This is a genomic window from Beijerinckia sp. 28-YEA-48 (assembly GCF_900104955.1).
Taxonomy (GTDB): domain Bacteria; phylum Pseudomonadota; class Alphaproteobacteria; order Rhizobiales; family Beijerinckiaceae; genus Terripilifer.
Map to the genome: position 1 here is coordinate 5,169,854 of NZ_FNSI01000001.1, position 22,208 is coordinate 5,192,061.

General features: G+C 61.7%; 20 protein-coding genes. 10 read left to right on the forward strand and 10 right to left on the reverse strand.

From position 1 onward, the window contains the following. The first annotated feature begins 109 nt into the window (after positions 1-109). From BLW50_RS24210 to BLW50_RS24225, 4 genes are all read left to right on the forward strand, one after another. A complete protein-coding gene (locus BLW50_RS24210; protein WP_090707431.1) occupies positions 110-1,669 on the forward strand; it encodes an ABC transporter substrate-binding protein in 1,560 nt (519 codons plus the stop codon). 257 nt (positions 1,670-1,926) lie between these two features. After that, entirely contained in the window at positions 1,927-3,402 is a 1,476-nt protein-coding gene (locus tag BLW50_RS24215; protein ID WP_090707432.1) for a DEAD/DEAH box helicase, read from the forward strand. A 116-nt stretch (positions 3,403-3,518) separates the two neighbouring features. Beyond that, the gene (locus BLW50_RS24220; protein WP_090709624.1) at positions 3,519-4,409 is read left to right on the forward strand and encodes an RNA methyltransferase; all 891 of its coding nucleotides are present in this window, start codon (positions 3,519-3,521) and stop codon (positions 4,407-4,409) included. Between the two features lie 29 nt (positions 4,410-4,438). Further along, positions 4,439-5,164, forward strand: a complete 726-nt coding sequence (locus BLW50_RS24225) for an alpha/beta hydrolase (protein ID WP_090707433.1) — start codon at positions 4,439-4,441, stop codon at positions 5,162-5,164. 148 nt (positions 5,165-5,312) lie between these two features. On the opposite strand, the gene murD is transcribed toward BLW50_RS24225, so the two are convergent. From murD to BLW50_RS24240, 3 genes are all read right to left on the reverse strand, one after another. After that, the gene (gene murD, locus BLW50_RS24230) at positions 5,313-6,623 is read right to left on the reverse strand and encodes a UDP-N-acetylmuramoyl-L-alanine--D-glutamate ligase (protein WP_170850329.1); all 1,311 of its coding nucleotides are present in this window, start codon (positions 6,621-6,623) and stop codon (positions 5,313-5,315) included. After that, positions 6,613-7,977 (reverse strand): MurL-like N-terminal domain-containing, encoded by a 1,365-nt coding sequence (locus tag BLW50_RS24235; RefSeq protein ID WP_139267723.1) that lies wholly within the window; start codon positions 7,975-7,977, stop codon positions 6,613-6,615. The genes murD and BLW50_RS24235 overlap by 11 nt, the downstream gene beginning before the upstream one ends. Before the next feature lie 324 nt (positions 7,978-8,301). Further along, the gene (locus BLW50_RS24240) at positions 8,302-11,232 is read right to left on the reverse strand and encodes an autotransporter outer membrane beta-barrel domain-containing protein (RefSeq protein WP_090707436.1); all 2,931 of its coding nucleotides are present in this window, start codon (positions 11,230-11,232) and stop codon (positions 8,302-8,304) included. 532 nt (positions 11,233-11,764) lie between these two features. Between BLW50_RS24240 and BLW50_RS24245 the strand changes: the two genes are divergently transcribed. Both BLW50_RS24245 and BLW50_RS24250 read left to right on the forward strand, forming a co-directional pair. After that, positions 11,765-12,211, forward strand: a complete 447-nt coding sequence (locus BLW50_RS24245) for a DsrE family protein (RefSeq protein WP_090707437.1) — start codon at positions 11,765-11,767, stop codon at positions 12,209-12,211. Positions 12,212-12,213: 2 nt separating this feature from the next. Beyond that, positions 12,214-13,215, forward strand: coding sequence for an NADP-dependent oxidoreductase (locus BLW50_RS24250; RefSeq protein WP_090707438.1), 1,002 nt, complete (start codon positions 12,214-12,216; stop codon positions 13,213-13,215). Between the two features lie 2 nt (positions 13,216-13,217). On the opposite strand, the gene BLW50_RS24255 is transcribed toward BLW50_RS24250, so the two are convergent. Next, a complete protein-coding gene (locus BLW50_RS24255) occupies positions 13,218-13,724 on the reverse strand; it encodes a winged helix-turn-helix transcriptional regulator (protein ID WP_090707439.1) in 507 nt (168 codons plus the stop codon). A 94-nt stretch (positions 13,725-13,818) separates the two neighbouring features. Here BLW50_RS24255 and BLW50_RS24260 point away from each other — a divergent pair, with 94 nt between their 5' ends. Together BLW50_RS24260 and BLW50_RS24265 are read left to right on the forward strand one after the other, a co-directional pair. Beyond that, the gene (locus BLW50_RS24260) at positions 13,819-14,406 is read left to right on the forward strand and encodes a dihydrofolate reductase family protein (RefSeq protein ID WP_170850330.1); all 588 of its coding nucleotides are present in this window, start codon (positions 13,819-13,821) and stop codon (positions 14,404-14,406) included. A 10-nt stretch (positions 14,407-14,416) separates the two neighbouring features. Next, positions 14,417-15,070, forward strand: coding sequence for a glutathione S-transferase family protein (locus BLW50_RS24265; RefSeq protein WP_090707441.1), 654 nt, complete (start codon positions 14,417-14,419; stop codon positions 15,068-15,070). A 208-nt stretch (positions 15,071-15,278) separates the two neighbouring features. Here the strand turns inward: BLW50_RS24265 and BLW50_RS24270 are convergent, their stop codons facing one another. Next, a complete protein-coding gene (locus BLW50_RS24270; RefSeq protein ID WP_139267724.1) occupies positions 15,279-16,343 on the reverse strand; it encodes a Bug family tripartite tricarboxylate transporter substrate binding protein in 1,065 nt (354 codons plus the stop codon). Positions 16,344-16,695: 352 nt separating this feature from the next. Here BLW50_RS24270 and rpsD point away from each other — a divergent pair, with 352 nt between their 5' ends. Beyond that, a complete protein-coding gene (gene rpsD / locus BLW50_RS24275) occupies positions 16,696-17,313 on the forward strand; it encodes a 30S ribosomal protein S4 (RefSeq protein WP_090707443.1) in 618 nt (205 codons plus the stop codon). 79 nt (positions 17,314-17,392) lie between these two features. Here rpsD and BLW50_RS24280 read toward each other — a convergent pair whose 3' ends face one another. Both BLW50_RS24280 and BLW50_RS24285 read right to left on the reverse strand, forming a co-directional pair. Then, a complete protein-coding gene (locus BLW50_RS24280) occupies positions 17,393-17,848 on the reverse strand; it encodes a cupin domain-containing protein (protein WP_090707444.1) in 456 nt (151 codons plus the stop codon). A gap of 68 nt (positions 17,849-17,916) precedes the next feature. Continuing rightward, on the reverse strand, positions 17,917-18,570 hold the full coding sequence (locus tag BLW50_RS24285; RefSeq protein WP_090709628.1) for a glutathione S-transferase family protein: 654 nt from the start codon (positions 18,568-18,570) through the stop codon (positions 17,917-17,919). Positions 18,571-18,608: 38 nt separating this feature from the next. On the opposite strand from BLW50_RS24285, the gene phaZ reads away from it, so the two are divergent. Beyond that, complete coding sequence (gene phaZ, locus BLW50_RS24290) at positions 18,609-19,883, forward strand: polyhydroxyalkanoate depolymerase (protein ID WP_348272865.1); 1,275 nt, start codon at positions 18,609-18,611, stop codon at positions 19,881-19,883. Here the strand turns inward: phaZ and BLW50_RS24295 are convergent. The 3 genes from BLW50_RS24295 to BLW50_RS24305 all read right to left on the reverse strand — a co-directional run bounded on the left by BLW50_RS24295 (position 19,880) and on the right by BLW50_RS24305 (position 22,156). Continuing rightward, on the reverse strand, positions 19,880-20,596 hold the full coding sequence (locus BLW50_RS24295) for a cytochrome c biogenesis CcdA family protein (protein ID WP_090707446.1): 717 nt from the start codon (positions 20,594-20,596) through the stop codon (positions 19,880-19,882). The genes phaZ and BLW50_RS24295 overlap by 4 nt on opposite strands. A gap of 13 nt (positions 20,597-20,609) precedes the next feature. Beyond that, a complete protein-coding gene (locus BLW50_RS24300) occupies positions 20,610-21,008 on the reverse strand; it encodes a thioredoxin family protein (protein WP_090707447.1) in 399 nt (132 codons plus the stop codon). Between the two features lie 137 nt (positions 21,009-21,145). Further along, a complete protein-coding gene (locus BLW50_RS24305; RefSeq protein ID WP_090707448.1) occupies positions 21,146-22,156 on the reverse strand; it encodes a Bug family tripartite tricarboxylate transporter substrate binding protein in 1,011 nt (336 codons plus the stop codon). Positions 22,157-22,208: the final 52 nt, after the last annotated feature.

Here is a 22,208-nt window from a genome sequence, read left to right on the forward strand (position 1 = left end):
CGCCCCTTTTTATTTTCCTGCTCCTATTCTGCGACAAATCACTTTCTGCGACAAATCACTGGGCGACAGGGCGCGACGACAAGCGGCCAAGCCCGGACGGGAGGACGCGATGGGTATCACACGTCGATTGCAGTGTCGGCTTGGGCTGGCTGTCGTTGCTGCGAGTCTATTGTCTTGGCCGGCGCAGGCGCAGAAAGCGCAAGACACATTACGCATCGGCGTCTACCAGCCGATCTCGATGATCGACGCGCTCTATGATCCGCAGCCACAGACGGCGCTGATGGACCGCGTGGTCTTCGATACGCTGGTGCAATACGATTCCGACAAGCGCGAAGTGGTGCCGGGCCTGGCGGACTCCTGGACCTTCATCGACGACAGAACGATCGAATTCAAATTGCGCCAAGGCGTCAAATTCCACGACGGTTCGGACTTCGATGCCGACGACGTGGTCTACACCGTCAATTTCATTCTCGATCCGTCGAGCCGTTTCCGCTTCAAGGAAACGCGTTACGGCCTGTTTGAATCGGTCGAGAAGATCGACGCATTCACGGTGCGTTTGAAAATCAAAATGCCCTATGGGCCGATCCTGTCGCGGCTGTCGACTAGCCTGACGATCTATCCCTCTGACGTTCACGGCAAGCTTGCCGACAAATCGACCTTCGGCCGCAACCCTATCGGTACGGGGCCTTACAAGGCCACGATGGTCGATCCGGCGCGAGGCGTGGTGCTCGAAAAGAATCCCTATTTCAAGGAAATCAACGGCGGGCAGAAGGCGGCGAAGATCGGCAGGATCATCGTCATGCCGATTCCCGATCATCAGACACAGCTCGCCAAGATGATGATTGGCGAACAGGACCTGATGTATGACGTGCCGAGCGAAGTCGCCGAGCTGATGCGGGGCAATCCCCATATTCGGCTCGCGGTGCGCCCGAGCATAGCATTCACCTATCTTGCGCTTGATGTCGGGGCCCGCTCCGGGGTCGACAAGTTCAAGGACAAGCGCGTGCGTGAGGCGGTGTTTCGCGCCATCGATCGCCAGGCCCTCGTCAATGCGCTGCAACCGCAGGAAATCGCCGCCGAGCCCCTGCAGCAGGCCATGTGCCATTCCTGGCATGACGGCTGCGTGTCGTCGCTGACGCCGCCGGCTTACGATCTGGCGCAATCGCGGCACTTGCTGAAGGAGGCCGGGCTGCCGAGCGGTTTCAGCATGACGATCGCCACCTGGGGCGCGGCCCGGCCGGTGGCGGAAGCGGTGGCCGGGCAACTGCGCCGGGTCGGCATCACGGCGGCCGTCGAGAGCCTGACCTCGACGGGCTTCATCAGCAAGCGGGCCAGTGGCCAGCTGGCCGCCTATATCGTCGCCTGGGACAATGGCGGCGGTAATCCCGACGTGGAATCGACGGTCAATTTTTTCTACGAAAAAGGCGACCGTAACTACAATCAGGACGCGGAACTGGAGCGTCTGCAGAAGGCGGCCCTGGCCGAGACGGACCCGAAGAAGCGCGAGGCGATCCACAAGGTCATTTTCGACAGGGCCACGGCGGAACGCTATTCGATGCCGGTCACACCCCTGGCGTCCCTGATTGCCCATAGCAGGGATGTGAAAATCCCCGTGGGCGGCACCAAGAAGCCTGAAGGCTTCACGTTCAACCTGCTGGAGTGGAACTAGGCGCCTTTTTTGACGCGATTCTCGTGTTTTACGGGCCGACCGCGGGAATTCCTTTGACGTGAGTGTGGTTCCCGTGTATCGGAAGCACGCTGCATCGCAGCAAAAGGTGCTCCGGTCGCGTTAAGCCATTCTTTTGGCTCCTCCGTTGAGCGCCTCGGTCGAAACCCCACGACAGCCCGGATACGCGGGGCGCGTCCCCCAAACCAGCCTTCGGGCGGCGCGAAAAGCCGTGTCCAGGGGCCAATGAAAGATTCATCGTGACAGATTTTGCGGCTCTCGGCGTTGCCGAGACCATCCTCCGCGCTTTGCGTAAGGAGGGCTATGAAACGCCGACGCCGATCCAGGCCCAGGCAATCCCCCATCTCATTAAAGGCCATGATCTTCTGGGCATCGCCCAGACAGGCACTGGCAAAACCGCAGCCTTCGCGCTGCCGATCCTGACCCGTTTCGCTGGTGAGCGTAAGGTTGCCGAACCGCGCCGGGCCCGTGCCCTGGTGCTGGCGCCGACACGCGAACTGGTGGCGCAGATCGCCGACAGCTTCCGGGCCTATAGCCGTTTCTCGGGCGTCCATGTGACGACCGTGGTTGGTGGCGTCGCCTATGGCGCGCAGATCAAGGCTTTGACGCGCGGCGTCGACGTGCTCGTCGCCACGCCGGGCCGGCTGCTCGACCATCTCGAGTCGGGCACGATCAGCCTGGCGACCACGGATATCGTGGTGCTCGACGAAGCCGATCACATGTTCGATCTTGGCTTCATCGTGCCGCTGCGGAAAATTCTGGCCAAACTGCCGAAGCAGCGCCAGAGCCTGTTCTTCTCGGCCACCATGCCGAAGGAAATCGCCTCCCTGGCGGCTGAGTTCCTCAAGAACCCGGTCCATGTGTCGGTGGCGCCGGTGGCGACCACGGCCGAGCGCGTGCGCCAGGAAGTCATCATGGTCGATGGCGGCGCCAAGCAGTCGATCCTCATCGAACTGCTGAAACAGGAAGAGTTTCAGCGCACCATCGTCTTCACCCGCACCAAGCGTGGCGCTGATCGCGTCAGCAAGGCGCTGGAGATCTCGAAGATTCCGTCGGCCGCGATCCATGGCAACAAGAGCCAGGGCCAGCGGGTGCGGGCGCTCGACGATTTCAAGCAGGGGAAGACTCGTGTGTTGGTCGCGACCGACATCGCCGCGCGCGGCATCGACGTCTCGAACGTGACCCATGTGATCAACTTCGAACTGCCGGAAGTGCCGGAAAGCTACGTCCACCGGATCGGCCGCACGGCGCGCGCCGGCGCCGAGGGTGTGGCCATCTCGTTGTGCGATAACAGCGAGCGCGGCATGCTGCGCGGCATCGAGAAGCTGACGCGGATGACCATTCCGGTGGTCGAGCGGCGCTCGTCGCCGCCGCCCGCCGGCACGCCCTATGCCGAGCGCCAGGCCAAGCGTCCGGGCCAACGCCCGGGACCGCGCCAAGGCCAACAGCGCCAGGGTCAAGGTCAGCATCCAGGTGGCCATCATTCGGCTAGCCAGCATCCGGGTGGCCAGCGTTCCGCTGCGCCGCACAGCAGCAACCAGGTCCGTGGCGAACCGGGCGTGCAGGCGACCCATGCGCCGGGCGGCAAGCCCTACGCCGGCAAGCGCCCCTTCGGTAAGTCAGGTGGCGGCAAGCCGGGCTTCGGCAAGCCGAATGGCGGTGGCCAGAAGCGCTGGGCTGGTGGCGATCGCGGTCGCGGGACCGCCGCGCCGTAATTTTCGGATCATGTCTTTGAACGGGCGGCTTTGGCCGCCCGTTTGCATTTCTGGCGCTTGCCGTTGCGTGGACAACGACTATGGTGCGCCGCTTCACGCAAATTGCGGAGCTTCTGGTGGTCGGCGCAGGCACGAACAAATCACAACCGAACATTGCCTGCGGACCCGCGGTCATTCTGGTGCGGCCGCAATTGGCGGTGAACATCGGCATGTGCGCGCGGGCGATGGCCAATTTCGGCCTCAACGACTTGCGCCTGGTCAATCCGCGCGAGGGCTGGCCGCGCACCGGCGCGCTGCGCAAGGGCGCCAATGCGGCGGCGGCTGGCGCGGTGCATCTGCTCGAAGGCGCGAAACTGTTCGACAGCCTGGAAGAGGCGATCGCCGATCTCAATTTTGTCTGGGCGACGACGGCGCGTGAGCGCGGTCAGGGCAAACGGGTGGAGCCGCCGGAGGCTGCCATGCGCGAGACCCAGGCGGGCTTCGCCACGGGCGCCAAGCACGGCATTCTCTTTGGCCCCGAACGCACCGGCCTCGACAGCGACGAAGTGGCGCTCGCCGATGCCATCATCACCTTTCCGGTCAATCCGGCCTATGCGTCCCTCAACCTGGCGCAGGCGGTACTGTTGACCGGTTACGAATGGTTTCGCGCCGCTCATTCTGCGGCGCTGCCGTTCGAGACGCCCGAGCGTTCGCATCCGGCGACCCGCGAAATGATCGTCTCCTTCTTCAATTATTTCGAGAGCAAGCTCGATGAAGGCGGCTTCTTCCGCCCCCTCAGCAAGCGGCCGAGCATGCAGCGCAATATACGCAACATGTTCCACCGCATGCAGTTGACCGAGCAGGACGTGCGCACCCTGTGGGGCGCCATCGTCCGCATTTCCGAAGGGCCGCGGCTTCAAGCCAAGACGCGGCAGCGGCAGAAGCAAGCATCAGAGGAGCCGGAGGATGCGGAAGCCCCGGCTGGCCAAGATGCCGGCGGCGCGGTAGGCAAGCTGTCAGACGAATAAAGACAGCACTGAACAGGGAGGAATAACGGATGACCATTCTCTTGGTGCATGGCGCCTGGGCTGGCGCATGGTCATGGCGCGATACGGCGCGCCTACTGCGCAAACAAGGGTTCGATGTCTATGCACCGTCAATGACGGGCATTGCCGAGCGCTCCCATGTCGACCCGCGCTCCGTTAGTCTCTCGACGCATATCGCCGATATCGCCGGCCTGATGCGTTATGAGGAATTGGAAAACGTTCTCGTCGTCGGCCACAGCTACGGCGGCATGGTGATCACCGGCGCGGTGGATCGCGAGCCGCAACGCGTCGCCGGCATGGTCTATCTCGATGCCTTCCTGCCCAAGAGCGGGCAATCGCTCTGGGATATCGTCGGCGAAGAGCGTGTCGAGATGCAGAAGAAAGGCGCGATGGCCCATGACGGCGGCCATTCGGTGCCGCGCCCCAACGTGCCGCCGATGCCGCCAGAGCTGGCGGCGCAATGGGGACCGCTGTTCACGCCGCAGCCGATCGGCACCCTGTCGGAGAAATGGGTCTCGGTGCGGCCTGAGGCTGAGCGCACTTGGCCCAGGCGGCACTACATTCTCTGCACGGCCTACAAGGACTCGCCCTTCTATCAATTCGCCGACGAGGTAAAGGGCAAGCCCGATTGGGACTATAGCGAATTCGACGCCCTGCACGACGTGGTGCGCTCCCATCCCGAGATGACGGCGACCCGCATCGCCGAGATCGCTCGCAATTGGGGGATCAAGGAGTAGGGATCGTCATTGCGAGGAGCGTAGTGACGAAGCAATCCAGGGGCGGGCGGTGTAATGCTAAGAAGTAACTGCGGCGCAGAGGTATTTGCGATTCGTTTCGCCTCTGGCTCCTGGATTGCTTCGCTGCGCTCGCAATGACGGGAAGCGTTTAGGCGACAGCCTCAATCAATGCCTTGAAGCGGTCGCCGCGATCCTCGAAATTGCGGAACTGGCCGAAGCTTGGCGCTGCGGGCGAGAGCATGACGACGCCGTCCTGCGGCACGCGCGCCATGGCCTCGCGCACCGCCTGGGCGAGATCGTCGACCGGCACGATGGGGAAGGGCCAGTCACGACCCTTCATCTCTTCGGCAATCCGTCGGCCGGTGTCGGGCAAGAGCAGCAAGGCTGCGAGACCGGCGCCTGGCAGATAATCCAAAAGCGCGGCGTGGTTCTGGCCGCGATCGTGACCGCCGAGGATGAGCACGCAGGGCAGGCCGCGATAGGCTTCGAGCGCCACGAGGGTGGCTTCCGGCACGGTCGAGATCGAGTCATTGACACAAAGCACGCCATTCTTGGTGCGGAATTCTTCCTGGCGATGGCGCAGCTGGGCGAAATCGGGAATGGCGACGCGCTGACGCAAGCCTTCGATGCCGAGATCGTCAGCGACCGTGCAGGCGGCGGCGAGATTTTCCAGATTGTGGCTGCCGCGCAGCGGGAACTGGCTGGTGTCGACCTTTTGATCGCGAAAGAACAACGCGCCGTCGCGGACATGGAAGCCGTCGTCGCGATTGTACCACAGCACATTAGCGCGCTGGCCCGCATGGCTGCGCAGGCCTGCGTTGCCGTGATTGAGCACGGCGCGCGTACTCGGATCGGCGATCAAGCGCAGTTTGTCGGTGTGATATTGCGCGATCGAACCGTGCCAGGGCACGTGATCGACATAGAGATTGGTGATGACCGCCATCGACGGCGCATGGGCGAGGTCGGCGATCTGATAGGACGAGAGTTCCAGCACCGTATGATCGCGACCGGCTTTCTGGCCGAGTGCCGCGACGCCGACATTGCCGAGCAGCGCCACGTCGCGTCCGGCCTGTTGCAGGATATGATGCAGCAGACGCGACGTCGTGCTCTTGCCCTTGGTGCCGGTGACGGCAATCGTGTGGGCACTGGCGTTTTCCTTAAACCATAGATTGGTGGCCGATGTGATCGTGGCGCCAAGCGCCCGTGCCGCCGTTGCTTCAGGCCGGTAGAGGCTGATGCCGGGGCTTTTGACGATGATGTCGAAAGGCTCGGTGCGCAGCGCTTCGCCTGCGGCTTCGCCGGTGAGGACGCGTACCTGGGCCGGCGGGGCCGTATCGAGCGGCGTGTCGTTGAGGATGGTGAAGGCATCGCCCGGATGCAGCGCTTGCAGATGGACGAGTGCCGCCTGGCCCTCGCGGCCATAGCCCCATATGGCGATTTTGCGCGGCTTAACGGACATAGGCGTCGAGCATCGCGGCATAGCGGGGCGGCAGGGCGTGATCGAACGACGGCGTCATCAACTCAGCCCACACCTCTTGCCAATTTGGCATCAGCGTTTTGAGGCGCGGCGCCAGCGCACGAATGATAGCGGCGTCTTGCCATTCGGGCCGCTCGGCCAGGCGCAACAGCGCCGCGCCGGATTCAGCGATCTCGCCGACGCATTCCCACGGCTTGTGGCCGGAGAGGCCCATCAGTTCCTCATAGCCCTGCGTCTGCGTTTCATCGTCGAGCATGTTCTTGCCGAGAATGGCTTCGATGCGCGACTTCTCCATCGCATTGGCGAGAATGAGGAAGGTGAAACGGCATTTCGGACAATCACCGCACCAGCGCTTTGGCTCCTGCTTTGGATTGATCTGGAAGGCGCGGTTGCAGGAGGTGAAGGCGTGATCGTAGCGGCTCACGCGCGCCATCAGCTGGCCGATGTGGGCTTCCGACAGGGGGCGCAGCAGTGAGAAATAGCTCAGGCCCTTGTCGATATGGCGCGCCACATAAGCGGAGAGCTCGCGCTCGGCGCCAGTGGTCTTGGAGAACTGGTGGTTGATGTCGCGGCCATCGACATTGACATTGCCTTGGTCGGCGGAGCGTTCATTCGACAGCACGACAGTATCGAAGCCGTAAACGAAACTCGCGGCCAGCGCGATGAAGCTGACGATGGCGGTGATCGGCACATGGCCGTTGAGCGCGCCCTTTTCGTTCAGCTCAAACAGCAGCGGATCGAGCTTGCGGGTCACCTGGGCGAAGGGCAGGCCGCTGGCGGCCGCGGATTCGAGAATGGGCTTTTTCGGATTGACGGCGAACAGGCTCATCAGCTCGCCACCGGCACGCAGCATTTCAACCGAGACGAGCGAATCCTTGCCGCCGCCGATCAGCACGGCGGCGCGGCGGGTGAGGGGCGCGTTGCCGGCGCTGCGCACCGGGCGTGTATCGTCAAAACGCGCGTTGAGGAAATCGACGCGGGCAGCGACATCGATTTTATTGCGCACGCCGAACTCGCCGAGGCCGTCGACATAGAGGGTCTGGAAGAAACGACGCTGCGCGTCGTCGAGGCTGGCGCCCCGGATGATGAGGTGACGAGGCAGGCAGGTCTTATAATAGGAAACGCCGGCCAGGATGTGCAGCGCCTCGAGCGCCGCCTCGAAGCCCGGCCGCAATGGCGAGCTGGCGGCGGGCAGGGGCGCTTCGAAGGTCAGCCGCTCGGTAAAGGCGAGGGCGTCGCCGAGCCGGTAGTTGAGCGCCACCGTGCGCGTCGGTTCATCGATCGCGAAACCGTCGAAAGTGAATGTGTCGGGCCAGTCGGTCATAGTGTTTTGCATGGGAGGCTGTTGGGTGGCCCGCTTCGGCCGCGCCGTCAAGTCCGGCCCGGTTTGCCCGCGCCTTGTGCGCCCGGCGTACCGCCGAAACGGCCATTTGGCAGCGGAATTCCGCCGTTCCTACGGCGACGGGCAGGAAAGGCGTCATCCTTTCCTTCATTCCAGGTTTTTTCCGCCTTCATCGCGGGTTTTCTCGTTTCGGGTTCGGCCTTTGCCGGCGAGGCCGGTCTGACGACCGGTTGATGGATAAGGCGCCCCGCAGCGACAATGCCTATACCTGTTGTTCTCGGTCTATGAGGCGTCCTGGCTCAGGTGGACGTCGCCAAATCAAAATTGTGCGCGGAGACCGATGTTGCCCTTGAGGATGTAGCTGGTGCCGAAATCACGGAATGGCGTGCTGCCAGAAAGCTCGCCATAAAAGGTGAGAGCCTTGTGCCAGGTCACGCTCGCACCGAGGCCGAGTTCGCCCCATAGCCGTTCGCCGGCATTGATGATGGGTGTTCCCGCGACCAGAGTGCGCATGCCATGGAGCCATTCATAACTGACATTGGCGATTCCATAAATGCGACTGCGGCCGCCGTCCCATGAGCCTTGATGATCGAGCGCAATGCCCCAACGCGTCCGGAAGCTGTTGTTGTTGCCTGATGACACGAGCGCACCTGTCGGATCAACAAATCGATCAAACCGCACATTCGAATAGACCATCTGGAATTGCGGCGTGATGCCAAATCTCTGGCTCAACGAGATCCGTTTGCCTGCTTCGATGCTGAATGCCTCGCCGCTGCCGCCATTGTTGTGGGTGAGCAAGCCGAGAGCTTTGGAATTGAGGTTGCTGCTATAGCGGTTGATCTGCGCCTGACCGTCGACATAGAAGCCCGTGACACCATACCAGGTCAGTGTCGCGCCAAGGCCATAGCCGTTGGTCTTCAGTCCGCCGTCGCCGAACACCGAGTTGAGCCGGCTGTTGGCCTCGCCATAGGAGACGTTGGCGCTGGCCACCAGACGTCCCTTCGTGTCGCTATCGACAAGCACCCGGTCGGCGCCCACCTGCATCTTCCAGGTATCGATGCTCTGATCCAAGCCGGTGGTCGACACAGCGGCATTGCTGAAGCGGCCGCGGGCGCCTTCCGTTCGGCCCCAAATTCCATTGCCATCGCCATTGGCGCCTGGTCCCCAGATGCGGTTGCCGACGCGTTGCTGTAACGTCGGCAGAGTGTTGAGCGATTGTAAATTAGAGCCATAGGCTTCATAGACCGGCACGCCGGGCTGATAGAGTGGCATCGCAGCGGGACCGCCCGGTGCACTTGGCGTGCCGGGATCGTTCAGGGCTGAACGCAGATACCAGTCGCCATCCGTGGGTGTGGAAACGCCACCTTGATAGAGGCGATAGACATAAGCGCCGGCAATCACCGCCGGTGCTCCACCAAAGGTATAGTTCCCGTTGAGCACGAAAGTGCCGTTGGACGCACCTGCCACCTCGACGATCCTGATGCCTTCCACCGTCTGCGCGCCAATGCCACCACGGTTGATGATGCTGACTTGTGTAACGCCTGAGGTCGAGCCGGTAATCCTGAGGCGGCTGGTCTGCGAATTGTCGTCGCCCAGAACCGTCGCGATTTCGAGGCGGCCGCCGTTGCTGACATAGTCGCCCTGAATCGTGAGGGTCCCCATGGCATTGCCATAGCCCGGCGCGATGACACCCGTATTGACGACGTGGCCCACGCTGCCGGTGCCTACGAGCCGTCCGGCGGTGTCGACCAGCATGTTGCCGCCCAGCACGCCGTTCACGGCCAATGTGCCGGCTGACACGGTCGATGCGCCGGTAAAGCCGGAGCTGTCTCCGGTTAGCGTCAATTGACCGAGGCCCAATTTGTTGAAGTTGGACGAGCCGGAAAAATTTGTGCCTATGCCGATGTCATGCCCGTTGGTGTCAAACCAGGCGCCCCCGGCTGACACGGTCAATGCCGTGAAGCCGTTCAGAAAATTGGCTTCATTTCGGTTCGCACGCAGAATGCCGCCGTTGAGGTCGAGGATCGTAGTAGTGCCAATCCCTTTGATCACCGAGCCGGTTTCGAGAACGCCACGCCCGCTGGCATCCCCGTCGAGCTGGAGCGTGCCACTCGCCGTGCTGAAGCGGCCGATATACACATCGTTGGCGGCACTCACGAAGCCACCTTTCCCAACGGTCATCGTGCCGCTGCCGTTGCTACCAACATCAATGTAGTCGGTCGCGGTCAAACTCGAGACGTTGCCGGTGGTGCTTGAGACATTGACCGTGCCCTGGCTGCCGCTGAAGTAACCGATATAGATGGATGCAGCCCCGCCCCCGGGTTGAGTACGCGTGTCCACCGCGGCGCCGTCCGCTATCGTGAGCGTGCCGTTGCCTGAAAACCCGACATAGATATTGTTGGCGGCATTCCAGGTCGAGGCATTGCCGTTGCTGTCGCGGCCCGAGACAATTACATTGCCCTGGCTGTCGGTCCCGTAGGCAATAACGGCTTGTCCACTGTTCACCACCCCGCCATCCAGAATGTTGAGCGTGCCTGTGCCGCCACCGATATAGACTTGGTTGGTATTGTTCCAGGTCGAGGCATGGCCGTTGCCGTCGTGGCCAGAGACAGTGACCGTGCCGGTACCAGTGCCAGTGCCGTCGCTATCGATGCCGATCAAGGCCAATGCGCTGTTCACCACCCCGCCATTCTGGATGAGGAGCGTGCCGGCGCCATTGTCGCCAATGTTGATCTGACCGGTGCTGTTCCAAGTCGAGGCATTGCCGTTGACGTCGCGGCCGGAGACAGTGACGTCGCCCTGGCTGCCGGTCCCGGCACCGATATAGGCGTCGACATTGCTCACTTTGCCGCCATCCAGGATGCTGAGCGTGCCCCTGCCATCCTGACCAACAACGAGGTCACCGTTATTGGTCCAGGTCGAGGCGTTGCCGCTCGCATCGTGGCCCGAGACGGTGACCGTCCCTTGATCCAAGGCGTTTGCGCCAATCATGCCAGTGTCATTGGTCACCGTGCCGCCGCCCAGGATGTTCAGCGTACCACCGCCTGGAACGCCAACTTGGAGATCCTCGCCAACTGACCAGTTTGGCGATACGATGCCGCCCGGATTAACGCCGCTGCCGGTGACCGATTGCGCGCATACCGGTTGCATGCCGGCAATCGTGACGAGCGTGACCATCGCCGTCGTCAGAAACAAGAATCGGCGGAAGCTGACGGCATGGGCGCCGTCCGTTGCCGTGCGTCTCATCATTCTCCGCGTGCTCCCCCGGCTACGCACGCGCCGATTGGCGAAAAGCAGTTATCCGCTAGTTCCGCCACTGAGATGCAATGCGCAATGGATAAGGTCTAAGTCAATGATAAATCGAATCATTACGGTCGTAATACTCGAATGATCTAGGTTAATATTTGGTTATCTTCAATTGTCTTAGACCGGGGGCTGGCACGGTCGCGCAGCCACTTGCTCACGCGCTTCTGGGGCGGTGATGACGCAGGCCCGGTCGTGAAGTTCGGCTGCGGGATCGACTGCGATGGCGGCAGCATCCGATATCGCCATCGGGCGCGACGACCATTCCATCCGCCTATCGCTGGATCATGCCGGCCAGCTGGGATGATCCGGAATTCAGCGCCAGTCGGTCGGGAGCCGACGATAAATTGTTTCGCCTCGCTCGTGTAGCGGGCGCCGAAGCGATCGCCCGACAGGAAAGACCAGGCTGCGCTGCGCCCAACGAAGTGATAGCCTGCCGCCAAACAACGAACGGCAAACGAACGGTAGGAGCGCGACCATGCATAGGCGCAATATTTTCAAAGCGGCGGCGGTGGCTGTCGGCGGTGTCTTCGCCACGAAAGCGATGGCGCAAGGGGCCGGCGGCGCGGCGAAAGTCTCGGCCAGCAAGGTCGCCTATCACCTATCGGATGCCGACAAGGTGGTCTTCGTCCTCGGCAATATCCAGAACCATCTCGATGGTGGGCCGAAAGGCGTCGAGATCGTGCTCGTCGTGCACGGGCCGGCGCTGAAGGGGTTTCATGCCATGTCGGCTGATCCGGCGGTGTCGCAGAAGGTGGAAAATTTTTCCAAGGCCGGCGTCAAATTCGATGCCTGCGGCAATACGATGAAGGCGCAGAAGGTGGATCTGGCCGATCTGGTGCCCGGCTTCAAAGTGGTCGAGGAGGGCGGCGTCGTCCGCCTCGCTGAACTGCAATCCCTCGGCTACGCCTATCTGAGGCCATAACCATGGCGCAGAACAAAGCGTTCATCCTGGCCTCGCGCCCGTCGCGCGAGGCGCCGGCGGGGCCGCATAACTTTCAGCTCGTCGAGAGCGAGACGGCGGCGCCGGCCGATGGCCAGGTGTTGGTGCGCCATCACTATCTGTCGCTCGATCCCTACATGCGCGGGCGCATGAACGACGGCAAATCCTATGCGCAGCCGCAGGCGCTTGGCGAGGTGATGGTCGGCGGCACGGTGGGCGAGGTTGTGGCCTCGCAGAACCCGCGCTTCGCTGTCGGCGATCGCGTTGTCGGCACCGGCGGCTGGCAGCTCTATAGTCTCAGCGACGGCAAGGGCCTGCGCAAGATTGAGCCCGGTACGCCGATCCAGGCTTGGCTGGGGCCGGTCGGCATGCCTGGCGTCACCGCCTGGTATGGGGTGACGAAAATCATCGCGCCCAAGGCCGGCGAAACCGTGCTGGTCTCAGCCGCCACGGGCGCTGTCGGCTCCGTCGTCGGCCCATTGGTGAAGCTTGCCGGCGCGCGGGCGGTTGGCATTGCCGGTGGTCCGGAGAAATGCGCTTTTGCCGTCAGTGAGCTTGGTTACGACGCCTGCGTCGATCATCGCGATCCGGAGTTTCCGGCGCGGCTGAAAGAAGCGCTGCCGGACGGGATCAACGGAATGTTTGAAAATGTCGGCGGCGAACCGTTCCGGCAGGGGATGCGGCGGCTCAATCCGTTCTCGCGTGTCGCGCTGTGTGGTCTGGTGTCGTCAGGCTATGACGGCACGCCGACGCCGCTGCCGGATGTGCGTGTGCTGCTCGATACCCGTTCGCGCCTCGAGGGTTTCATTGTCTCCGATCATCTGGCGCTGTGGCCGCAGGCTCTGTCGGAGCTGGCCAGCCATGTGGCGGCCGGGCGTATCCGCTGGCGCGAAAGCGTGGCGGAGGGGCTGGAGGCCGCGCCGCAGGCGTTTTTCGCCATGTTGAAGGGCGGCAATTTCGGCAAGCAATTGGTGAAGCTGGTGTGAGTTTATGCGGTGGCCTGCGCGTCGCGCTGGGCCACCGCATTCAGATAGGCCGCCCGCAATTCGGCGAAGACGGAACGTTCAGGCTTTGGCGCATCCAGATGCAGGTGGCGCAATTCATCCATGAAGGCCTGCCACAGCGGCGGGCCGCCTTCTTCCAGAATTTCGGCGCGGATCGACAGTTCCGGGGACACGGGCGTGTGCCGGCGGCCCCAGGCGCCCATCTGCGCCAAAAGAGGCACGAGCTGGATCGATGGCTCGGTCAGGCTGTAGATCGCCTTCTGCTTATGGCTAGGGTCGTCGCGGCGCGACAGCAGGCCCGAGGCCACCAGCCGCTTGAGGCGATCGGCCAGGATGTTCGAGGCGATGCCTTCCTGAGAATGATTGAGCAGTTCGCGATAATGCCGCCGGTTTCCAAACATGACGTCGCGGATGACGATCAGGCTCCAGCGATCCCCCAGCATTTCCAAGGTCAAATTGATCGCGCAGCCGGAGCGTTGGCCGGGTTCCATCGCGGGGTCTCCAATACTGCTTGCAAGATAGGATCAGTTATGGCATTTCACAACTGCTTGCAAATTGAAATCAGTTTTGATGAGGGAAGCAGATATGGCCAAGCTGATCGTATCGATGGTGACGAGCGTGGATGGCTATATCGAGAAGCCTGGCGGGCAATTCGTGCCACCGCCATGGTCGGATGAAGTCGAGCGCCATTGGTCAAACTACGCCCTCGAACGGGCCGGGCATCTCATCTATGGCCGCGTCAATTTTTTCAAGATGAAGGACTTCTGGACGCCGGCCGAAACCGATCCGACGAGCATCGCCGCGACCATCCCCTATGCCAAGACCATGAACAGCCTGCCGAAGACCTTGGTCTCGCGCAGCTTCACTGGCGATCCCGGCTGGAACGGGACGCTCGCCAAGGGCGATCTTGCCGCCACGATCGCGGCACTGAACGCGAGTGTGAAGGGCGACATTTTCTGTTTTGGCGGCGCCGGTCTCGTCAACAGCCTGGTGACGCTCGACCTGCCCGACGAATATCGGCTGATGATCGCGCCGGTGCTGTTTGGCGATGGCAAGAAACTGTTCGAAGCGGGGGCCGACATCAAGAGCTTGCCGGATTTACCGCTGACGCGCACCGAATGTATTGCGCTCGATACCGGCTCGGTCATCCTGCATTATCGCCGCGACCGCTGAGGAGAAAACGATGTCGCTGACGCTCTATGGCCATCCGTTTTCGTCCTATTGTCAGAAGGTGTTCATCGCCTTCTACGTCAATGAGACGCCGTTCGATCTGCGCATTCTCGAGGACAAGGTTGCTTTAGCGGAATTCACCGCGCTCTGGCCGCTCAAGCGCATGCCGGCGTTGGTCGATGGCGGTAAAACGGTGGTCGAGTCGACGGTCATCATCGAACATCTCGATGTGCATTATCCAGGCGCCACGCGTCTTGTGCCGTCTGATCCCGCTGTGGCGCTCGATGTGCGCATGCTCGATCGTTTCTTCGACAATTACATCATGACGCCGATGCAGAAGATCGTCCTCAACCAGATCCGCCCTGCTGATGCGCGGGACAGCTATGGTGTCGAGGAAGCACGTGGCATGCTCGACACGGCTTATGGCTGGCTCGATGTGCATCTGAAAGGCCGCCCGTGGGCGGCTGGCGCGGATTTTTCTTTAGCCGACTGTGCTGCCGCGCCCAGCTTGTTCTATGCCGATTGGGCTCATGAGATCGCGCCACGCTTCGCTGAAGTGCGCGCCTATCGTGAGCGGGTGCTCAAACATCCCGCCGTCAAACGTGCGGTCGATGACGGGCGCCCGTATCGCTCCTATTTTCCGCTCGGCGCGCCCGATCGCGATTAAGCGCTTTGCCGTCGCTGCAAGGGCGCAGCGACGAAGGGCGCGGGAAGCATAATTCCGCCGCCCTTCCTCCGTATTTTGAGTCCGATTTCACCGCGGTAGGTGATGCCGGATTCCGTTGACGGAGGGGGTGTTGCGACATTCCGAGGAACAACCCCATGCAAGGGACGTTTCCGGATCATTTTCGTCGTGACGCCCAGCGTTGCGCTCGTCACTTGGCGTTCAGCGCATCCTTGAGCTGGCCGATGAGTTGCGGCGATGTCGTGTAAAGCGTGTCGACGATCTGCTGCAGTTCCTCGCCAGTTTGCGGCACCGCGTCGGTGCGCTGTTTGGCGGCATCGGCCTGGAGTTCAGGATCGCGCATGGTTTCGATGAACGCCTTGCGCAGGGCCGCGACCCGCTCCGCTGGCACCCCCGGCGGCACGGCGAAGGGCCGCGTGATGACGCCTTGGGTGTAGAACAGATTCAGGATCTGGCGCTGTTCCGGCGTCTTGGCGAAGTCGACGGTGAGCGGAATGTTCTTGCCGGCGAGTTCGGGATGCGGCTTCACGTCCTCCAGGGCCAACACTTTGACCAGGCTGGTGGGCTCAAACAAATCCGGATATTGCAGCTTCGCCGAAGACCAGCCGAGGCCGCAGATGCCTTGCAGTTCACCCTGCTGGACGGCGAGGCTGACTTCACGCGAGCCTTTGTAGCCGGAGATGATCTTCAGCTTCGCGCCCAGCAGATTGCGGATGACGACCGGATAATCGACCAAGGTGCTGCCGGGGCCGGTGGCGCCGATCACCAGTTCCTTCTGGAAGACATCGCCATAGGTCTGCACCGGCGCGTCGCGACGGGTGATGCAGACGACGGCTTCGGAATTGCCGTTGCCGATGAAATTGAGCTTGGTCGGATCGAAACTGGCGCGTTCGGTGGTGCCAAACAGCGGCTCGAAAATGGCGCCTGGCAGGAAGATGGCGATATGGGTGCCGTCCTTCGGAGCGATCGTATAGAGATGCTTGGCGGCGATCAGCGAGCCGGCGCCGGGCATATTGGTGGCGACCACGGTGGGATGGCCGGGAATGAACCGATAGAGATGGCGGGCGACCAGCCGGGCATAGACATCGAGCCCGCCGCCGACGGACGATCCGGCGACGATGGTGACGGTTCTGCCGCGATAGAAATCGGCGATCGGGTCCGGTTTTTTGCCCTCTTGGGCTTTGGCCGGAATGGCGAAAGCCAGCAAAGCTGACAGTGACGCAGCCGCCATACGCGTGGCGCGTGCGGAAATCATGGACCCCTCCCTTGTTTTCTCTCGGTTTTCTCTGAAGCGCGGTGACGGCGCTCTTTTCCTTCGTCTCTTCCTAGAGGATTGAGCGGCGGCCATAAAGCCGGGAGCAATTTGACTTTTGGGGCTATGGCCCCTAGAGAGCCCCAATCCGGGTGCCTTTGGGCGCCGGGATTATGCACCCGTGGCCGTTCCCAGGCCGGATTTTCCGGCGCGGTGAGCAGCCTGTCGGCCTCTTACGAGGCAGAGGAGGGCGCTTTCCTTCCCATGGCGGAAGGATCGCGGACAAGCGACGCGCCTTTGGCGCGGGCGCGGGCCTTGGTCCTTTTGCCGGTATGACACCGTTTCGAGGACTAAGATGACAAAGCGCGCAGAATCCAAGTACAAAATCGATCGCCGCATGGGCGAGAACATCTGGGGTCGCCCGAAGAGCCCGGTGAACCGCCGCGAATACGGCCCCGGCCAGCACGGCCAGCGCCGCAAGGGCAAGCTTTCCGACTTCGGCACCCAGCTCAAGGCCAAGCAGAAGGTCAAGGGCTACTACGGCAACATCTCCGAGAAGCAGTTCCGCAAGTACTATCAGGAAGCCGTGCGCATGAAGGGCGACTCGGGCGACAACCTGATCGCGCTGCTCGAGCGTCGTCTCGACGCGGTCGTCTACCGCGCCAAGTTCGTGCCGACCGTTTTCGCGGCCCGCCAGTTCGTCAACCACGGCCACGTCAAGGTCAACGGCCGCAAGGTCAACATCGCCTCCTATCTCGTGAAGGTCGGCGATCTGATCGAGGTGAAGGAAGCTTCGCGCCAGCTCGTCATCGTGCTGGAAGCCGCCCAGCTCGCCGAGCGTGACGTGCCGGACTATTACGAAGTCGACCATTCGAAGATGACCGCCAAGGTCACGCGCATTCCGCTGCCGTCGGAAGTTCCCTATCCGACCGTGATGGAACCGAACCTGGTCATCGAATTCTATTCGCGCTGATCGTTCGACGCGGCGAAACGTTCAAAGGGGGATGCTTCGGCATCCCCTTTTTTGTTTGCCCTGTTGTTGAACGCGCGGCCTATGTCCACGGCGTCGGTGCTGGCACAGCGGCCGGGCCTTGCTCGACATCGACGCTGGCGAAATCGGCGGGGCCGACGATTTCGAGATATTCCATGTCGGGCGAGTAATCGTAGAGATAATGCACGATGCCGGGGCGCTGATGGACGCAGTCACCGGCTTCAACGAGGGTGATTTTGTCCTCGTACATGAATTTCGCCCAACCCTTGGTCATCAGCACGATTTGGAAGTCGGCGACATGCTTGTGCCAGCCGGTGCCTTTCTCCGGCGGCAGATTGGCCTTCACCAGATGGGCGATGACCTTGCCGTTGGTCGCCTTGGCGATGCCGAGATCCTTGTAGAGAAAGAAATCTCGGAGACCTTCGCCGCGCCATTGGGTGTCGGCGGGTTTGGTGTGGGAGAATTCGGTCGGGTATGCAGAGGTTGTTTCAGGCTCGGTAGTGGGCTTGTCCAACATGGCATGCTCCTTTCGCCACGCTTCAAACACGGCTTGCCTTCGCCCAGGACTTCTCCCCTACGTGTTTTCTAAAACTCGACTTCGAGTTCCTCGATCTCTTCCGGTTCCGCCAGAGCGGAGTCGATCCACTCCTGCATCGCCGGCCAGGCGAGAATGCGGTCACGGAAACCGGCGCAAGTCTTGTCCAGCTTAACATCATAGGTGATGAAGCGGGTGGCGACGGGCGCATACATGGCGTCGGCCATGGAAAACTCCCCGAACAGGAACGGCCCGCCATAGGTCTTCAGGCATTCGGTCCAGATGGTTTCGATGCGGGCGATGTCGGCTTGGGCCTTCGACCAGACTTTGAAATTGGGGAAGTGGCCGCGCAAATTCATCGGCAGGGCTGAGCGTAAGGCGCTGAAGCCGGAATGCATTTCGCCGCAAATGGAGCGGCAATGGGCACGCTTCGCCTGATCCTTAGGCAGAAGGCCTGCCTTTGGGGCGATCTCGTTGAGAAACTCACCAATCGCCAAGGTGTCCCAAATCTTGATGCCATTGTGCTCAAGGCAAGGCACCAGGATCGAGGGCGAGAGCAGGAGAATCTCGGCGCGGGCGTCGAGATCGTCAGGCGCGACCATGATTTCCGTGAATGGTACGCCCGATTGCTTGGCCATCAGCCAGCCGCGCAACGACCAGGACGAGTAGTTTCTGCTGCTTAAGGTAAGGGTCGTGCGCACGATGCTCCCGCCTGTCTGAGCCCGATCAGGTCGGAATATCAATGCAATCACTATGCCATGGCATATGGCTTGCTTCGGTCTCGGTCCAACCGGGTGCCCAGGCGATGTATCACTACTATCAAGCCTACGCCGATCTCACCGATCCGGTCCGGATGCTGGCGGCGAATGCCGAGCGCATCCTCACCACCTGGGGCAGCAATGTCACGGCGTCGCCGATCAAACGCATGGCGGCCTATTACGAGCTCGTGACCCTGGCCGGCTTCACGCATGCGCGGCCCGATTATGGGATCAAGACGGTCAACGTGCGTGGCGAGACGAAGATGGTGAGCGAGACGGTCGTGCTCGACACGGATTTCTGCTCGCTGCTGCGCTTCACCCGCAAGGGTGGCGAGGACGCGCCGAAGGTGTTGCTGCTGGCGCCGATGTCCGGCCATTTCGCCACCTTGCTACGCGGCACAGTACGGACTTTGTTGAAGGACTATCAGGTCTATCTTTCGGACTGGAAGAATGTCCGCGACATTCCCTTGGCCGCGGGCCCGTTCGATCTCGATGATTTTATCGAGCACATCATTCGTTTCATCAAATTTCTGGGGCCGCAGTTGCATGTGATGGCGGTCTGTCAGCCGACGGTGCCGGCGCTCGCCGCTGTCGCGCTGATGGCGCAGGACAAGGATCCGGACCAGCCCGCCAGCCTGACCTTGATGGCCGGGCCGATCGATACGCGGATATCACCAACGGTGGTGAACAAGCTGGCGACGGATCATCCGATCGAATGGTTCCGCGAAAAGCTTGTCGGCATCGTGCCCGGTAGCCTCAAGGGCAGCGGCCGCCTGGTCTATCCAGGCTTCCTGCAATTGGCGGCGTTTATGAGCATGAACCTCGAACGCCATGCGAAATCCTTCGCCGATCTGTTCAAGCATCGTCTTGAAGGCGAGTTCGAGAAGGCCGACACGATCCGCGATTTCTACAAGGAATATTTCGCTATCATGGATCTGAGCGGCGAGTTCTATCTGCAGACGATCAAGAGCGTGTTTCAGGATGCGGCACTGGCGCAGGGCCAGCTCTCCTATCGCGGTCGTTTGATTGAGCCGCAGGCGATCAAACGCACGTTTCTGCTGACGGTCGAGGGTGAGCGCGATGACATTTGCGCCATCGGCCAGACCCTGGCGGCGCATGATCTGTGTTCAGGTCTGCGGCCCTATATGAAATCCCATCACATGGAGCCGGGCGCCGGCCATTACGGCGTCTTCAACGGCAAGCGCTGGGACAATCGCATCTATCCCAAGGTGCGCGATCATATTCAGGGTAGCGTTTAAAAACGTGTCGTCAGATCGGTCAGCCATTGTGGTGAGACGTTGACGAGAAAGGTCTCGATGCGCTTGTCGATGCCGGTCAAGACAGCGAGGCCGGCAACAATCAGAACTAGGCCGAAGACGATCTTGAGCACGCCACCGCTGCCGCGTAGGCGATCGCGCCAGGCGAGCAGGGATTGGCGAGAGGCAAAGCCGAGCAGGGCCAGCGGCAGACCGGCACCGATGCCAAACACAATCATGGTGAGAGCCACCATGCCGAGGTTCTCGCCGCGTGCGGCGAGAATGCTGGCGGCGCCCAGTGTCGGGCCGACACAGGGTGACCAGACCGCGCCAAGCAGCAGGCCGACGCCGAACTGACCGGCGAGGCCAGACGTCGAGAAGCCGCCAAAGCGCGTTTCCGCCCAATTGGACACCGGACCGGCGGCGGTCGCGAGCCGCATTTGGGCCGCCGGCACCATCAGGACGAGGCCGATGATGACGAGCAGAATGGCGGCGGCGTTGCGGAAGAAGTCAGCGTCGATATCGAGAGCGAAGCCGAACAAGGCGACGAACAGGCCAAGCAGCGTGAACGACAATGTCAGCCCTGCCGCCAGAACCAGTGGTCCCAACCGATGTTGCGACGCCGCGGCGCCGAGAACGACCGGCAACAGGGGTAATACGCAGGGCGACAGAAGGGTGAGCAGGCCGGCGATGAAGGCAAGCGCGAGGGATGTCACGCAATCTCCCCGCTCAGAGTGCGGTCTGCAACAAAGCGTCCAGCGACATCGGATCGGTAATGCCGGTCGAGCGTTGCATCTCGTCGGTGCCGGTGAAGCTGATATAGGTCGATTGATGGGTGACGCGGAATTTCTTCAGCACGTCTTTTTGGCTGTCGAAGTCGACCATGAAGATCAGCAGCTTGTCGTATTCCGGCTTCTTCTCCAGCTCCTTCATGACGACCTTCTGCTTGGCGCAGATCGGGCACCACGGCGCGTGGACTTCGATGACGATCGATCTGCCAGCCTTTTGCGCGGCGAGAAAAGCCTCTTCCGTATAGGGCTGACGTTCCGTCGCCCAAGCTGGCACCATGGTGGCGAGGAGGCCGCAGGCGGCCGACAGGAGGGCGGTGCGACGTGAGAGTATGATCATGTGTCCTCGCTCTGTCCCGGCAAGATAGCATGCCGCCCCGGTCCGTCCAGGATGCGCAGGCATGGATCAAGCGATGTTGAATGATGAGGATTTGCGGTTGCTTAGCTTCCCTCGCACAGCGACGAAGCCATCCAATTTCATTCGACGAGTTTTTTCAGCCGTTCGGCCAAAGGCTTCGGCGTTGCCAGCGCCGTTGTCACGAGGCTCTGCAAGTCCTGCCCGATGACCGGATCGATCTCGATCTTCAGGCTCTCGGCCTCCTGGCGAAATTCCCCATCCTGGAAGATGGCGCGATAGGCGGCGATGAGCGCCGCCAAGCGGTCGGCGGGAATGCCGGGTGTGCCGACGAGCGGGCGGCCGAGTTCAGACCCGGTCGCTAGCAATGCGAAAATCTTGCGATCGTCGGCATCGCGGGCAAGGTCCATGAGGAGCGGCGCGTCGGTGAAGCCTTCTGGCTTGTTCAAGGCCGACTGCACCAGGAAGATGATGTTCTTGTTGGCGATCCAATTCGGATTGGTCACCTTCCACGATGTCAGCGTATTCCAGCGCCCCATGGATTCGCCGTGTTCCATGGCGAGATTGATCTGCGCGCCGCCGGGATAGCCGGGCACAATCTTGATCTTGGTGCCGAGCAAAGCGTTCATCACGGTTGGCACCATGACGCTGGACGATCCAGCGCCGCTGGCGCCGAGAACGAATTCGCGCTTCGTCATCTCATCCCAGCTTTTGATGCCGGTGGTGTGCCAGGCGACGAGACTTTCCTGGGTGCGCGAGATCGTGCCGATCCAATTGAACCGGCCGGCGTCGAAGCGCACGGCCTGGTCGCCGAGCACCTGGCTCAAAGGCAGGCTCGACACCATGATGCCAAGCGACGTGCCGTCCTTGGGCGCAACATTGTAAAGATAATTCGCGGCGACAAGGCCGCCGCCGCCCGTCATGCTCTGATGGATCACCGTCGGCTGGCCGGGCAGGTGGCGGCCGAGAAAGCGGCTGATCAATCTGCCGTGAATGTCATATTCACCGCCAGCCGAAGCCCAATTGATGATGCGAATTGTATTGCCGCGATAGAAATCGGCAACGGGATCAGCTTGGGCAGTTGTCGCCGCGATATTGGCCATGGTCGCGGCCAAGATCGCGGATAAGAACATAGCTCCGCCATTCAAGCGCATTATGTTTCCTCCCAACTTTATTTGTTGGGCC